Origin of the sequence: Mesobacillus harenae (assembly GCF_013343715.1) — a bacterium.
Lineage (GTDB): Bacteria > Bacillota > Bacilli > Bacillales > Cytobacillaceae > Mesobacillus_A > Mesobacillus_A harenae.
This window is the reverse complement of the sequence record NZ_JABUNR010000016.1, coordinates 119,169-134,578: the sequence shown is the minus strand read 5'-3', so window position 1 is coordinate 134,578 and position 15,410 is coordinate 119,169. Positions and strand designations below refer to the sequence as shown.

The following is a 15,410-nucleotide window of genomic DNA, read 5'->3' as shown; positions in this document are numbered from 1 at the left end:
TGGCCAACTGGACGTGGAGAAGTCCAGTAATGGCCTAAAAGTATAGATAAGAGAGTCTATTTTCCATGAAAAATCCGCTAAAATCTAAAAAGGGGTTCGGAATGAGAACATTCCGAACCCCTTTTGTCGACAAACTGAAATGACGGGCCCATTTAGGGCCCGTCATTTTCTTGTTCCCTATTATGTTGGGAGCCATTATCAGAAAGGAGGAGAGGGCCACATTTCAAACTCGCGTACTCAAATTTTTATTTTATCGGAAGCAAGTGAACCGTCCCTATTTCTCCCAGGCTTCCTTAAATAACCAGACTCTCGACCGATATAAACGGAAAGGGAAATCGGTGTTTGTACGGGATGGTTCTTTTGTTCAATTGGAAGCAGCAGAACCGTCCCCATGCATCCTGCTTTCTTTTAAATAATGGGGTGAATATGTTTGGATGGCATCATTTTTGCTAATGGTTTGGTTTCTATAAAGGGAACGGATTTAAAGATGGTTTATGGGTTGTTATGCAGAACGAATATTGGCCATCTTTTATCTTCGAAGGCGAAGGACCTTTTTACAAAAGAGGACGGGGACCATTTCACGAAGCATCTAGAGGAGGAAGTCAGGAATCTGGGAGATAAATCGGATCATGAGATTCAGGTTGAGTTGTTTTTGGAAATTACCCGATTGCTGAAGCTGAGGGGGACAAAATATACGCTGCTAAAAGAGATAGAGGACCAGTGTACAAATATTGTCTATGAGGTGTATCAGCAGTATAAAAAACAGGATAAGCAGTTTCGGGCTTTTACAGAAAAGCAGGCTGGCTCGACGATGCTGCAGCAGGTGGTCCAGTTTCAGATGAGCAAGGTGTTCAGTGAACTGGACAGCAGCTTTCATGATTTTCCGATCCAGGACCAGACACAATTTGCCTCACAGGTGAATGAATACATACAGAGTCTCCCGGAAGAGAAGCAGGTAAAAATAAAGGAGAAGCTGGGGATTAATGACCTGTCTGATGAAATGGTTCACAAGACGATTGCGACTAGCGGGACGAGCATCGTTTTTGCAGTAATTGTCGAGGTCAGCGGATTTGCTTTTTACACAACAGCCACATCGCTCGTGGCTTCGTTTGCAGGCTTGTTCGGCCTGACGCTGCCATTCGGCTTTTACACCGGGCTGACTTCCACCGTTGCAATCATCGCTAATCCGCTGTTCCTGGTGCCGATGCTTCTGGGCGGGGGATATTTGCTTGTAAATCATCAAAACAACTCTCTTAAGAGTAAGCTGCTGCCTATTATTATCATGCAGATTGCACTTCCTTACATGAGCAGCGGGGCGGATGATATATCCTTTGATGAATTTATCCAGGAATGGGAGAGCCGCTACCAGAAAGATGTGGCATGGCGGAAGGAATTGGCTGAAATCGTCGCTGAGCAGAAGATGACGAGAGAACAGATTACGGATCGGGAGAACCGGATTAAGGAGATAAAAAGAACAATATATATAGAAGAAAGTCTGATAGATTCTGAAAAACAAAAGATTAAATCTGCTCTGAAACGGACTGATTTTACCGGGCTGGACATCAGCTCCACTTTCGAAAATCACGCTCTTCAATATAGGGATAATCTTGATGAAATTTTCTCTTTAAAAAGCGGAAAGAAGGTTAACGGCACTTCAACTGGATTTTTCCAGCACATCGGCAACACTGTTTCCAATTTTTCCACATCCTTGGACATTAAAAATAAAGAATCGGAAGCAGAGGAAATGTTGTCGGTGATGGCCGATGATGTTCTTTTATCTAAAAGTAGGTTCATGCAGAGTGAGCGGGAGAAGACACAGCTTTCCAGAATGAAAATCAGGGAACTCGCAGGCGAAAAGGGAGCTGCGCAAAAAGAAAAGAAGGAATTTGAAACGGCACTAAGCCGTTTGAATAACGAACACAATTCTTTCACGCAAAAAATCAAAACTCTTGAAAAAGAAAACCATGGTTTGGCCGATTTGTTCACTAGGATATAGGGAGTTAGATGATGGCGATTAAAAATAAAGATTTCTGGCAGTATTGGAATAAAGGCCAGTATGAACAAGCAATGAAGTGCCCTGTGGAAGAGGAGAAGCCGCAGAGGAACAGGCTGCAAAATATGCTGTTTGGCCCGCCAGACCAGCTGAAGCAAACCGGAGCCGTTGTCACCATCAGTGCCGGTGAGTTCATTTATGATTACGTGATGATCAACCCGACCGTGGTCGAGGGCCTCGATTTTGCACGGACAGAGGATTTGTCGAGCCTGTTTACCCTCAGCCAATTCGCAGGCACCGTTGATACAGCTACATTGACAGGAGACATGGCCCAGCTTCAGGGCTATGTGGCTGAACAGATGCTTGCCGCAGAACTGCAGGCAAAAGGGCATGATGTAGAATTTCCGGAAACCTCGAATAATGCGGGCTGGGACATTCTGGTTGACGGTCAGCCATTCCAGGTGAAAAACCTCGCCGACCCCGTGGGAGTCCGTGAACATCTGGAAAAGTATCCTGATATCCCTGTTTATGTGAATGAAGAACTGGCGCCGTATTTTGAGGGTAACCCGTATGTTTATGTATCAGGAATTTCACGTGAAGAAGTGCTGGAAGCCACTTCGGCTACGATTTCCCATGCAGATGATCTGCTTGATTTTGAGATTCCCTGGATTGCCGCTGGAGTAAGCTCTGTTAACAATATGAAGCGAGTCTGGAAGGATGATGTATCAATCAACCAGGCTGTCTTCAATGTGGTAAGTGATACAACTACAAGGGTTGTGCTGGGGATGCTTGGGCAAAAAGCAACTGTTGTCGTTGCCACCATGCTGTTTGGGCCGGCTGGCGGGATTACGGGTGCTTTTGTCGGTACTTATGCCGGGGTAAGCCAGGCAGGAAGACTGTCATCAAGCATTAAACGAGCCTTCTCAAAAAAACAGGAACAGGAATTAAACAAAGCCATGGAGGCTCTGCTTTTAAAAGTTATCGGGCAGATTGATGGAAAGCAAGGGATTAAAGATCGGAAAATGGAAAAGCTGCTTGGCACACTGGATGAGTCTGAAGCGAACAAGGCTGTTGCGGGTGAAGCAAAGCGCAGGCACGGGGAAGAAGAAAAGTACCTGGCAAATAAGCGGGAAGAACTGATTAGCATTTCCAATTCCATTAAAAACGGCTCGGTCTTCGGGCTCGATATCCTGCCAAAAACAATGGCCGCCATCGCCAAAACCGGCGTCCACCCAGTCCACTACCAGCAAGAAATAAAACAAGTCCAGCAAAAAACCAAAGAATATATGAAGAAGGTATGAAGCGTGGGGCCGTTTCAAGCCGACGGAAAGTCCACCAAAACACCAAAAGGCAGAAACGTTACTAAAGTGAATGTTTCTGTCTTTTTGTGTTGGTTTTTAAATTGAATCGTTAATTTCCGTTGCAGGCACTCGCTTTCCGCGGGGCGTGCGGTGAGCCTCCTCTGCGCTGGAGCACTTGCGGGGTCTCACCTGTCCCGCTGATCCCGCAGGAGTCTCGTACCTTCCGCTTCAATCAACTTCGTTTCAAAGATTATTCTATTTTCTCTTTAGCTATGTACTGTTCTCATGCTTTGTTTTTAGGAGGAAAGCGAGCATCCAGAGTCTGAAAACAACAATTCTGCAATTGCAAAAAAGCTGGGAAACAACCTTGTTTGACCGGAACCTATTGCTGGGTTCCCAAAAATCAAGCTGAACTAACCCAACTTCGGTTCCCCCTATTCAAACTGGAATTAGAACTGAGTGAATTCCAAATAATGGAACTGCTGGATTTTCCTTTAAGCTTCTGCGACAACATGCCGATATTACTACTATATAGTCCAAAGATACCGCTCTTTTTATCGCGGAAAAAGAATCCCCCGATTCTATCGACAAGATATTTTGTAACGAAAGAAATAATTACCCGCAGCTAAGTTAAAATTTATGGTAACTCAGTCCTGGAAATATTTCTGAAAAATAATATTTCTTAATTCGAATTAACTATTTTTTCTGTATAATGAAAGAAACACAAATGAATGCAGCTAAGAGGAGCTGGTAAGCAATGAACACAAACCTTTATTACAATGCTCTGTATGATGACCCTCGCATTGCCAAAAACATGGTGAATGGTGTACATGATAATTTAAGTAAGTTCGAACGCTATCTGAGTCTGGCCATAAAGGCCTTGCGGGAGAAAAGCCATGTGACAGCTGAGTGGGATAAAGTAGATGATCCTTCGATTTTAAGCTTTGAGCCTCTCGTCTATGAGGTAGCCGTCAGTACATCCTCAGCCATAGAAGTTTTTATCGAAGAAAAATATCTTGAAATAAATGTAACCAATTCCATTTTATTTGATCCATCAGAAGGAATCCGCCTTGACCAAAACTGGTCTCCTCTATTTCCTAAACATTTTGAGTTTAAGTCCATCTCCAATACACGGCATTTATTGAAGCTGAATGACTGGAGCCTTTACAACGGGGAGAAAACAGCGGTCACCAGGGACGGCAGCATAGCGGAAATTAAGCCTTTCGAAATTGACCATCTGATGCAAAATAATGAAGAGATCAGGATTGTGGACAAGCAGTATAACCCATTGAAGGGTAGCTATAGTTTTGTAATCGAAGGAAACATAACCGAAGAGGCAGATTTGCTGCTGAATGGCTTTTTCATCGATCAAAGCAGCTGGTACATACTTAATTCGAAAGAGCAGGATTATTTCAACGAAAAGAACCAGAAGATTCCGGTAAAAAAGCGGGAAGGGAATCGGCTTTTTATTGAGAGAACGATTGAACCTCCGCGGGAAATTTACAGCGGCGGCCTTAAAGTGGACTTCAGGCTGCATTCCCTTGCCATTCCGCAGACAATCGCAAACGGGGCAGAGGAAATCAAGGTTGAATCCGATAAAGGGAAGTATTTTACACTTGGAAATACAGGTTTCATAGGAGAAGGCTTCCAGTATCTCCACCCAGTCCATCATTTTCCTTTATTCAAAATCACTGTCGAAAAAAACCAGAACCTTAAAAACAGGGCAGGCTATACCGCTATCCGCCTCAGGGATGAAGAAGAGGATGATGATTTTTTTGCCAAGTCAAAAATTGACTATTTCTTTGATCAAGACACGGAAGAACTCGAAGGAATCGCGGGCGGAAAAGAAGTGAAGCTGAAAATTGACAGGCGCAATGCGGATGAAAGGGTCCTGTATGTCAAATCGGTAGATGGAAGAAGGCTTGATTATAAATCGATTCCTGATGTTCTGTCGATCCGGGTGAACACCTATCAGCTTGAAATGCAAAGAAAAGCACTCCAGCGCCTGAAAAACACCCCGTTGCTGGAGCATAAGCCGCTGATTAAGCTTTCACAAAAGAAATCTATGAGCCATCTTTGGGAAAACTTCATTCCCCAGGATTTGCCGGACTGGAAGGTGCTGACCGACTCAACGAGAGAGGGAGCCATAGCCCAGCGGGAGTTTGTATTAAAGGCGCTGGGCACGCCTGATTTCGCTCTTCTTGAAGGGCCCCCGGGATCGGGAAAGACAACGACGATACTAGAACTGATTTTGCAGCTGATTAAACAGGGAAAGAGGATTCTTCTTTGCGGTTCCACTCATGTGGCCATTGACAATGTCCTTGAACGGCTGAAGGAAAAAGACCTGATGGACGGAATTTTCCCGCTGCGGATTGGCAGCAGGGAGTCGGTGAATGAAAATATCCGGGAGTATTGCCTGGAAGAGTATGATAACCATAAATACGGGGAGTTAATGGTCGAGGCGGCCAACCTGGTGTGCGGCACAACAATAGGCATTCTCAGGCATCCCCTCTTTAAGCTTAAAGGGGATGAGGTTCCAGTCCCGAAGTATGACTATTTAATTATTGATGAATCCAGTAAAACGACCTTCCAGGAGTTTTTAATCCCCGCCCTTTATGCCGAACGCTGGGTGCTGGTAGGAGACATTAAGCAGCTTCCTCCGTTTAATGATCGTGAGCAAATTATTGCGGGCATCGATGATAATGAAAAACTGAAGCCTGCCCTTAAAGAAGCAAGTCTATTAATTTATCAGTATATGAACCAATTTAAGGTAAGAATGCCGGTTTGCATCGTTCGTCCTGAGGAAGTCATCAAGGAAGTCCAGAAGGAGCTTGCAGCGACAATGCCGGAGGATTTTAAAAAGCGGGTGGCCGTAGTCGACAAAAGTTCTGCAGTTGAATCCCTGTCCTTTGTTCCTATTTCGGAAAAAGATATTGACGGGCCAAACCCTGTTATTTGGGCACTGAACGGTGTCGAAGTCGTTTTTGTAAATGAAAAAGTTTTCGACAAGGTTGAAAAATTGATTCCAGCGAACATGGTAGTTTTAAAGGAAGGCTGGGAACATACCGGACAGCACTACCAGGTGGATGCTTACTATTCACAGCATCCAAAGGAGCTGCACAGGAACCTGGAATACACATGGAAGTTTGACCGGAAACGGGACAAGCTGCCGCTGGATTTTTTGCTCGAGCAGCAGCAATTTTTAAAGGAAAAAACATGGGCTACGGAATATGGCTGGAGAATGGTGAGGGTGTTTGAGCTTGAAAACGTGGAGGGTTCAAGGACGAAGGAAAACTACCGAAAACAGCTCCAGCAGCTGGCGCCGAAAACAGCCTCTGAAAGGTCACTAAAGGATATCGAACATGTCGGGGACATTGCGCTGCCATCCATTCTGCAGGCACTTCAGGAAGGTGTCGGAAAGAACAGGGAGCACTCTCTTGACACTACCTTGAATTCCGGTTTTAACGCTTTGGAAAAAAAGGCCCGGTTTGTGACACTGGATTACCAGCATCGCATGCATCCGGATATATCTAAGTTTCCGAGAAAGCAATTTTACCAGAATACGGCTCTCCAGAACTCCACTTATACAAAGACAAAGAGGGAATGGTCCTATGACCGTTATCCTGGAAGAAATATATGGCTTGATGTTGATGGCCGGATGAAGAGGTCCAGCAACGAAGCCGAAGTAAGGGCCATGATGAAGGAACTGAAATATTTTATCGAATGGGCCCGGGAAAATGAAAATCCGGAAACCGGCAAGTGGGAAATTGCCTGCCTGACGTTCTATAATGCCCAGCGCAAGCTTTTGGCAGAAGAGCTGCAGAAGCTGACTGGCCAAAAAACACGAATTGCAAATTTTACAATCGATAACATTGAAATTAAAAATTATACGGTTGACAAATTCCAGGGACAGGAAGCCGACATCACGTTTCTTTCCATGGTACGGACGGAGCGGGGAATGGGCTTCATGGATAACCCTAACCGGCTGAATGTCGGTATTACCCGTGCCAGGTTCCAGCGCGTGATTGTGGGGAAATATCATTATTTCCTGAATAACAGCCAGTCTGAACAGCTAAGGATCCTTCCGAGAGAATCCGTCTACTTTAAGAATAAATAAAGCGAGTGTGATAAACATGCGGGTAACACTTCAGCGCAAAGGGAAAGTAAAATCATTTGAAACCATCTTGACCATGGAATCTTTCACTTCCGATCGAATCGATATCGCGGAGCTCCTTCAACATGTCCATGAGCATGGAGGCGTGGCGAAGGAAGAAATCTTTGCTTTGATTATGGGAGAACAAGTTCCGGCCAGCATTCTGTCCGGGATGATCAGGCATTTAAAATCCAGGGATTTATTGAATCCGAATGGAACTATCTCCACAAGGGGGAAACGGGTAGTTGAGACAGGGCTCGTCCCGGTAGAGGAGAGAGGACAGTTTATTGTCCACTATATTGAGGATGCCATCCTTAAAAACCATCTTCTGCACTATGAACGCAGCAGTGACAGGGGCAGACGGCAGGCAGAAAAGACAGAGTTCATGGACAGCACTTTATTTAAGAACAGATTGTTCAAGTCTATCATCCACTCGAGTGAATTTAAAATTAAGCAATTTGACGGACAGAGCCATTTAAGTCTGGTCGATGAAGATAGCGGAACATATCAGCTTTTTTGGGAGATTGATTTGAGCCGGGAAGAACAGTCGCTGTTTGCCATGTCAGGGGAGCTGAAGTCAGGTACACGGAAGCCATCTAGGTATACTCGCCAAGAAGTGGAAGGCATCGACTTTGATGTGAAGAAGCTGCTTTATTTATTGATTGATAAGGTGAAAAAGCCTGAAATGGTTTGGAATCCTTCTACAGAATGCCTTGAGGTGCCTTTGGATGACCTGCCGGCAAAGGATTACGAGACATTGCTTACCTCCTTGAAGCTTCCGGTATTTAAGCTGGGAAGCATGGGAGAGTTCGAACCAACTGAAATTTATAACATCCCAATTGGTCCCCGGAATGCTTCGGATGCAAAAAAATGGTCCATCCTGTTGGCCAGGAAGTTTCTTGAGGAGGGCTATAAGAATAACATCGAATTAATTGCCTTTTTACAGGAAGTCAGGGAAAGAAAAGCTTTCCTTAATTACAGGCATGTTATAGACGCCTTAACGGCTGAGGCAGTGATTGAGTCTCTCAAGGCAGGCAGCCATGTCCGCCCTTATTGGAACCTTCAGGCTCCGATGGACCTGTTTATGGATGTCGATGACCGGTACATTGTCCATAACCGAAGGGTGGATGTTACCCCGGGCCAGCAGCTTTCTATGGCAGAGATGGTAAAAGAAATTGCCGCTTTCGATAATCCTGAGGTACTGGTGTTTTCATCCAAGTATGTCAGAAATCCAGCGCAAATCAAAAAGTTCGAGCTTTTTGTCAATGCTTTTAAAGCAATAGGGGTGCGGGACGTATTCCTTGTCACGAAAGATTCGCCAGGCCTGAACAAGGAACAGATCAAAGTTGAGTCCTATGATGATGTGTACGCGGGCAGTACGCAGCCGCATGACCGTTATTTTGCCTATAAATCCAATGGAACATGGCACCGTTTTAAAATGACTGCTGAACTGGACCAGTGCAGGTACATGAACTGGAGAACGGCCGATGAGCATACCCGGGGAACATGGGAGGATATCAGCTTCCTGGAGATCCTGCCCGAAATTTTTCCTGAAAGGTTAAATGAGAGACTACACTTGATTGAAGAGGTGCACTACTTATGACAGCAGGAACAGTCTATTTAAAGCAATTAGAGGAGGAACAATCCAATAAGGGACTGCAATTGCGGGAAATCTGGGAGAAGAACAGCGGTTCTGCACCTGTCCTCCAGCGCCAGCCATTAAGGGATGCTGCGCTCGGAAAGCTCAGGGAAGCATCGGAAATGGTTTGCATTGCGAGCAATACGGTTTTGCCTAAGGAAATACTTCAGGAAATTCCCAAGCTCTCGCAAAGAGGGGTAAGAGTATATCTGCTGCTGAGTTCTTATGAGGATACCTATAATGATTTTATAGCGAATAAAGCGATTGTCCGAATCGACCCAAACATTATGGGACTGATGATCCTGGCTGATCCAAAGGAAGGCCTTGTTACAAAAAGCGGATTCCTGTTCGGCTTCAATAGCTTAAAGGCCGTATCTACCGGGCTTGACTGGTATGCAACCTTGAACGGGGAGCAGTTAAAAGAAGCCTTTCATTATTTTATCTGGAGATTCTGGAGTTCCACCGAGGAATACCGGGGAGGAAACACTCTCTCGCCAGCCATCCGGGCGCCATTTGATATCTATCCTTTGCTTGAGCCAGAGAATTTCTTTTACAACACCTGGGAAAAGAGGTATCTCTCGGACAGGGTTACTGCGGTTGTTCAGTCAGCCCGCTCGGAATTGCTGATTGGACTTTCAAGCTATAAGGAATATGAGGAGCTTTTTCCGCTTTTAAATGAAAAGGCCTACAGCGGGACAAGGGTCAGTGTCTATACAGATATGCAGCTGGATCATTCGTTTATTAAGGATTGCATCCAGAACTTGAATATATCAATCTATTCCATTCCGGTCCTTGATCAATATTTTGTCCTAGCAGACGATACGGATGGAATGTACCTGAGCGGCTCTATCCATGACCAGCACGAAATGGGTATTGATTTGGGCCCGAAAGCAGTCCAGGATTTGCATGAACGGCTGAAGAATGTCCAGGTCCATGGCTGGACATTTCATGGGACTGTCTCACTGCAAGATATAAGAGGTGAAGAGGTTGCTTTTGAAACATACAACAGGAAGGTGGATCCTCTCCCTGTCAAAGATACCGAGATTATCGATTACGGTACCATTGAAGCGGAAGAGCTGCGGCAATACTTTGAAAGAACCTGCAAGCCGGTTTTTAACTGCGAGGACAAGCTGGCAAGAATAATCCTTCATCGTTGGAAGATCGCTCCTAAGGTATTTGATGAAAAAGCAAAGCTGGACCCTTTGTATGATCAGTGGCAGAAAGAAACGAATAAAGTAACGGCCTATATCGAAAAAGTTCTCGAATATGCAGATACAGTAGGCCAGGAGAAAAAAGCCGTATTGAGTTCATTGCTTGGCAGGTTTTTTCAGCGAGATAACCGCTCGGAAGTCGATACGATCATTAAAGACCTGGAAAAGGCCCGGGAAGCTATTAAGCTAGAAGTGTATGACTGGGCTAATCTCCCGTCACTTTTGTCTACAATAGAAGCATATTCAAGCAAGCTGCTGGAGCAGCAGCTCGAGCTTAATGAAAAGAAAGAGTATTACCGGAAAAAAGAAGAATGGCAGAAGGAAAAAGATGTCCTTGAGGGTGAGCACCAGCAACTGCAGAAAAGCTTTCTCCAACTAGAAAGCGACAGGGAAGCCCTGCTGGCAGAGCTCGATCAGGTGGACCCCGAGGTGGAACAGCTGCTCTCGGAAAGTGAAAGTAAACTAAGCGAACTGGAAGGACAAATTGCGCTGTTTGAGCTGGAACATGAAGCTGTCATCAATGGAAAGCAGACAGAAGAAAAGGTGCTGGAGATCTGTGCCTTCCTCGACAGTGAAATCAAGAGGTTCAACAGCCTCAAAAACAAAGAGAAGAAAAAGCATTTTTCAAATAAAATAAAGCCGTATCTTGAAAAGGCAATGGCCCTGATTGGGCAATCCCGGATCATGAGTGAAATACTGGAGGGCAGCAAAATCCCTGATGGCAAGGAAAATATGAAGTATGTCATGAAGCAGCTTGCCACTCATTCGGAGTTAAGGTTTGAGGTGCCGGAGGGCACTGAAGGCCTGCTTGATGAGTATAAAGAGTTGGTCAGCGCCAGGGCGGAGCTGAAGGAAACCCTTGAAAACCTTCGAAAAGGCAATAAGGAAGGCAAGAAAGATAACGAAAAGGCCCTTCAAGAGCTGGATAAAGACATTAAAAAGGCTGATAGCGAGCTGCAGCAGCTAAACAGCAGGCTGGAGAAAATGGGCAGCGAGTTTACGTATACGCCAAAGAAAAAGGAAACATCGCTTCCGTTTTCGCCCATTTCCGTAAACCTCCCTTCCGATAAGCTGCCAGAAGTGGGCACACTCTATCGAACAGGGAAAATACGCCAGCTGGCCATCAAAGGCGAAAACGAACTCGCCCTCGGAGAAACAGAATCCCAGCGCCTCAACGCCCAGCTCGTTCTGCGGGTGTAGATGGAAGCGGTGCCTGTCATCATCCGTTTAAAGGAAGGTTGTCTAATAAGCTGTTGTCCGTGGAAGAAGTCTTCCAAGTTAAAGAGAGAGAGAGATAGAAAAGTTACTGAGTACTAATCCTGGGATGTTAGGAGAAGGGCTAACTCTCAAGGAAAAACAATATACATTTACGGATGGATCGAGATTAGATCTTTTGTTATATGATGCTGGAACAGACCAAGTAATAGTCGTTGAAATTAAGAAGGGCCATGTCGGAAGAGAGGCTCTGACTCAAATAAAACATTATATGAAATGGTGTAAGCAAGAATTAGGTTATTCCAAAATTAAAGGGATAATCGTTTGTCCGGGGATTCTTCCCTATTTTGAGAGTGAGTTGCTTGCTGCAAAAACCGATAATGTGTTTGTTCGTACCTATGGATGGAGACTTGATATTAATGGAGGAACAACAGGTGGGTAATGATTTAGTATCCACAATGACATTTATAGAAGAGATAACCAAGGAGAATTTTAAATATATAAGTGGAGTTGAAATGGCTGAAGAGGATGACTATGAAGAGCTGGATTTTCTAGGCTATGGAATGGATAAAGATGACGTCTTAAGCAACTTCCTTCCATAACGGCTGATAGATTTCCAAATAGAGGAAGGCGAAATTACTATTAACATTGGTGCTGATGATCCCGATGAATTAACCGGTGATGATGCAAGAGTGTTCGCTCAAGAAAAGGCTGAATTTAAAATTAACAGCAAGTGCCAATTCTTAAAGAATCTGACGTCACCTTAAAAGGGCAAAATGTACTTCCCTATAAAGAATTTATTTTTGGGAGAGCGTAGGGACGTCTTGTGATTCTTTTAAATTGAAAACCAGCAACCCCTATCAGGTTGCTGGTTTATTCATGATGCTTATATTTTAGTTGAAAGGGAGAAATGATTTAAATATTACTAACAGTGGGTAGTAAATTCAAGCTCATTTAATAGATCTCCGTTTCAATCTCTAATTAATAACCCTAATGAATTTCAACTGCACCTTTATAATTACCTCTAGACATAACGTCTTATCGAGTGGGAACCGGTATCTCTTATAACCTATCATCTATACTGGAAGTATCCATATCATCGCCAAACCAATCTTTAAGCTTACTTTTAGCTCGATCTTTTATATCTTCATCAATATACATAGCTACCTGAAATAAAGCAGCCATAAGTACTGCAATATCATCAACATATCCAACTCCAACTACAATATCAGGAATTAAATCTATTGGTAAAATAAAATAACCTAAGGCACCGGCAATAGTAGCTTTTGCCTTCATTGGTACCTCTGGTTTTTGCATTGTAAAAAAAAGTAATAATACAAGATATATCGCGGAAGAACCTGCCTTTTTAGAGAACTTTTGAACTTTTTTCCATAACCCTTCTTCAGAAAAGTACTTTTTGTTCTTTTGAATTTCTTCTTCGTCCATTTTTTCTGCTTCTTCCATTAACTCTTCAACTTGGGTTTCATCTAGGTTAGGTTCTCCTCTGTCCTGTCCTTCTTGGATTGAATCATCATCATCGTCATTATTTTTACTGTTTTTTAATTTATTAAACAATTTCTCTACCTCCCTATTTAATTACAATATTTTCTACTTAATTGTAGTTGAATTGGGCTTTATAGTAAATAACGTTATAGATTATAGATTCTTAAATGGGTTATTAGTTCCTGGCCGATATGCCCCCCGCAGGTCTGTGCGCCAGGAGGCTCGCGGAAAGCGAGCAACTATAACGGAAATCAACAGCCCCGTTTAACAGAGACATCCCTACTAATTAGAATCTATTTAAAAAGGTGTTAAAAAGATGGCTGAGTATTCGATCCCAAAAGGAAGAATTATACGGCTTTTGAAGCCATTACGAATCCGAATTCAGGTGCCTTACCCCCGGAGCTTTAAGCTTCCTTTTAGGGACTACCAAAACATGGATAGTCCCTGTTATTTTTTTTAGGCAAAGTTAGGTTTGGCAAGTGGTTTATTGCTTCTTTTTCCGCTTCCTTTGCTTTCTGTTTTCAGGATACAGGGTGAGGGTAAATGTGCTGGTTGCGAGTCCGATGGTGAGTTCTTTGTATTGTTCGGCGGTTGTGAGTTTGTTGTTGAAGGCTGATAGTCTTATGTTTACGATTAAATATGTACCGTTGCTGAACTGGATGAGTGTCTTTCGGTTGAAGCTGAAGGTTCTCTTGATGTGGTCGGGGTTGAACCAGATCGTATCTTCGTTATTGGCAGAATGGGTTGGAAACAACACGACCTGCTCGACCGGATTTACCATAACGGGGCACATGGATGCATTGCCATGATGCCACCTGGAGGACTCCATTGCTCCTCTTAAAGTAAAGCCGACCGCTCTCAAGCTGCCATCTAGGGTATCAAAAGGGGACTGGTCAGTGATGATGGTTTTATCGGTTTCTGTAATGATGGAACAGAGCTTCCCGTTGCGGTCATAATGGCCTGTCATGTGCATAATTTGTGGTTTTACAATATAGTGGTTGTCTATAAACATGTGACTCTTCTCCTTTAGGCTGCTCATTAAATTTTTGAGATGGTACAGGTTTTAATAGAGTCATAGGAGTCGTTCTACTCAATCATATATGGATGGATTCCCCTTACTGTTGAATTTGCTTGTATGTAAGCACCTGCTGAAAGAAGAGAATCAGCGGGGCTGAAGCAGCGGTTTTAATGTAAGCGCTTTAAAAATTGTGGTAATCACCTGATAAGAGAGGGCGGTATGAGGGTATGGTTGGGGTGAAAGAAGGGTGTTCAGCTGCAACCCTTCCATACCAAAGTCGTTAATAATTTCTTGTCTTGCGGCGGCCCTGTTTCTAGCCGTTTTTATAATGATCATCTATTTCTTTCATAAAATCCAGGAAATCCATTTCAAGGGCAGTCGCCAGATCGTACAGGGAACCTAACCCTGGTTCATGATGATTCCTTTCAAGGAGGCTTATATAAGACAGAGAAAGAGAGGTTCGCTGGGCAAGTTCTTCCTGGGAAAGCTGCTTCATTCTTCTAAGCTTTTCCAGCACAGTGCCAATATGTATCGGTTCACGGTTACTCACTAAAAGTCTCCTTTTAAGACTATTAGATAATAAGGAGAAAAAGCGAACCACAGAGTATACTGTTTGTAAGTTGCCTATAGGAAACATTATGAGTATTTAGGATGAGTAATGAATTTAAAGCACTGATTTAGTGCGGTTCAAAGACAAGAGAGTGCATGCTTAGCAGAGCTGAAAATATGGCAGAATTCGGAACAGTGCCTGTCACTACCCGATTAATCTTGTTTCACAGGATGTTTCACGGAACACATGCGGGCGGTTCTCATCTGTAATGAACTCACAAGAACCGCCCATCTTAACTGGGTCTAATAACCTCTGGATACGGCAAAGGCTGTAGAAGAGGGGGACTTGAAATGGAATTAAATGATGGACTGATTTTTGGGATGGATAAAAGGATACACTTTTGGAGTTTCCTTGTCATTTCCCTACTATTAGGGATAGGTGTCCTGCTGTTATCTGACCGGCAATATGCCAGGGGGAAATTGAGTTACTTATGGCTGAGCTTAGTGATATTTGGAACGGCTGAGGAGTATAGACAATATGGAGACCCTGATAGAAGCGCTGAGTTTTTAGATGCGATGGCCAATATGTTTGGTGTATCAGTGGGCCTAGCACTCCCATTAATTTTTACATATTCTATTAAATTTAAGAAATATCAACTAGTAAAATCATTTAAGATACTTATGATGGTATTAATTCCGATGTTTCTGGGACTAATTTATCTTAATGAAGTGCCTTTTGTAACGATGGAATGAAGCACATGAACCGTCCTTCTGCCTCATTTTACGATTTCACCATCCACATGTTACAATTTTTAAAAAAGGTTCGGG

The 15,410-nt window shown here is 43.7% G+C and carries 11 protein-coding genes; 8 read left to right on the top strand and 3 right to left on the bottom strand.

Annotation, left to right across the window (positions count from 1 at the left end):
- The first annotated feature begins 430 nt into the window (after positions 1–430).
- The 7 genes from HRJ06_RS18605 (at position 431) to HRJ06_RS18575 (ending at position 12,114) form a co-directional block, all read left to right on the top strand.
- The gene (locus HRJ06_RS18605) at positions 431–1,996 is read left to right on the top strand and encodes a hypothetical protein (RefSeq protein WP_174734476.1); all 1,566 of its coding nucleotides are present in this window, start codon (positions 431–433) and stop codon (positions 1,994–1,996) included.
- Between the two features lie 8 nt (positions 1,997–2,004).
- Positions 2,005–3,294 (top strand): hypothetical protein, encoded by a 1,290-nt coding sequence (locus HRJ06_RS18600; RefSeq protein ID WP_174734475.1) that lies wholly within the window; start codon positions 2,005–2,007, stop codon positions 3,292–3,294.
- 757 nt (positions 3,295–4,051) lie between these two features.
- Positions 4,052–7,411, top strand: coding sequence for an AAA domain-containing protein (locus tag HRJ06_RS18595; protein WP_174734474.1), 3,360 nt, complete (start codon positions 4,052–4,054; stop codon positions 7,409–7,411).
- A gap of 16 nt (positions 7,412–7,427) precedes the next feature.
- Entirely contained in the window at positions 7,428–9,050 is a 1,623-nt protein-coding gene (locus tag HRJ06_RS18590; RefSeq protein ID WP_174734473.1) for a hypothetical protein, read from the top strand.
- A complete protein-coding gene (locus tag HRJ06_RS18585) occupies positions 9,047–11,497 on the top strand; it encodes a TrmB family transcriptional regulator sugar-binding domain-containing protein (RefSeq protein WP_174734472.1) in 2,451 nt (816 codons plus the stop codon). The genes HRJ06_RS18590 and HRJ06_RS18585 overlap by 4 nt, the downstream gene beginning before the upstream one ends.
- A 94-nt stretch (positions 11,498–11,591) precedes the next feature.
- Complete coding sequence (locus HRJ06_RS18580) at positions 11,592–11,954, top strand: endonuclease NucS domain-containing protein (protein ID WP_338421125.1); 363 nt, start codon at positions 11,592–11,594, stop codon at positions 11,952–11,954.
- Positions 11,947–12,114, top strand: coding sequence for a hypothetical protein (locus HRJ06_RS18575; RefSeq protein ID WP_174734470.1), 168 nt, complete (start codon positions 11,947–11,949; stop codon positions 12,112–12,114). Before HRJ06_RS18580 ends, HRJ06_RS18575 begins: the two co-directional genes overlap by 8 nt.
- 460 nt (positions 12,115–12,574) lie before the next feature.
- On the opposite strand, the gene HRJ06_RS18570 is transcribed toward HRJ06_RS18575, so the two are convergent.
- From HRJ06_RS18570 to HRJ06_RS23375, 3 genes are all read right to left on the bottom strand, one after another.
- On the bottom strand, positions 12,575–13,087 hold the full coding sequence (locus tag HRJ06_RS18570; protein ID WP_338421124.1) for a YkvA family protein: 513 nt from the start codon (positions 13,085–13,087) through the stop codon (positions 12,575–12,577).
- Between the two features lie 412 nt (positions 13,088–13,499).
- The gene (locus HRJ06_RS18565; protein WP_174734469.1) at positions 13,500–14,027 is read right to left on the bottom strand and encodes a competence protein ComK; all 528 of its coding nucleotides are present in this window, start codon (positions 14,025–14,027) and stop codon (positions 13,500–13,502) included.
- 319 nt (positions 14,028–14,346) lie between these two features.
- Positions 14,347–14,583: a helix-turn-helix domain-containing protein gene (locus HRJ06_RS23375; protein WP_338421123.1), complete on the bottom strand. Its 237-nt coding sequence runs from the start codon at positions 14,581–14,583 to the stop codon at positions 14,347–14,349.
- A gap of 350 nt (positions 14,584–14,933) precedes the next feature.
- On the opposite strand from HRJ06_RS23375, the gene HRJ06_RS18555 reads away from it, so the two are divergent.
- Positions 14,934–15,335, top strand: a complete 402-nt coding sequence (locus HRJ06_RS18555; protein ID WP_174734467.1) for a VanZ family protein — start codon at positions 14,934–14,936, stop codon at positions 15,333–15,335.
- Positions 15,336–15,410 lie beyond the last annotated feature (75 nt).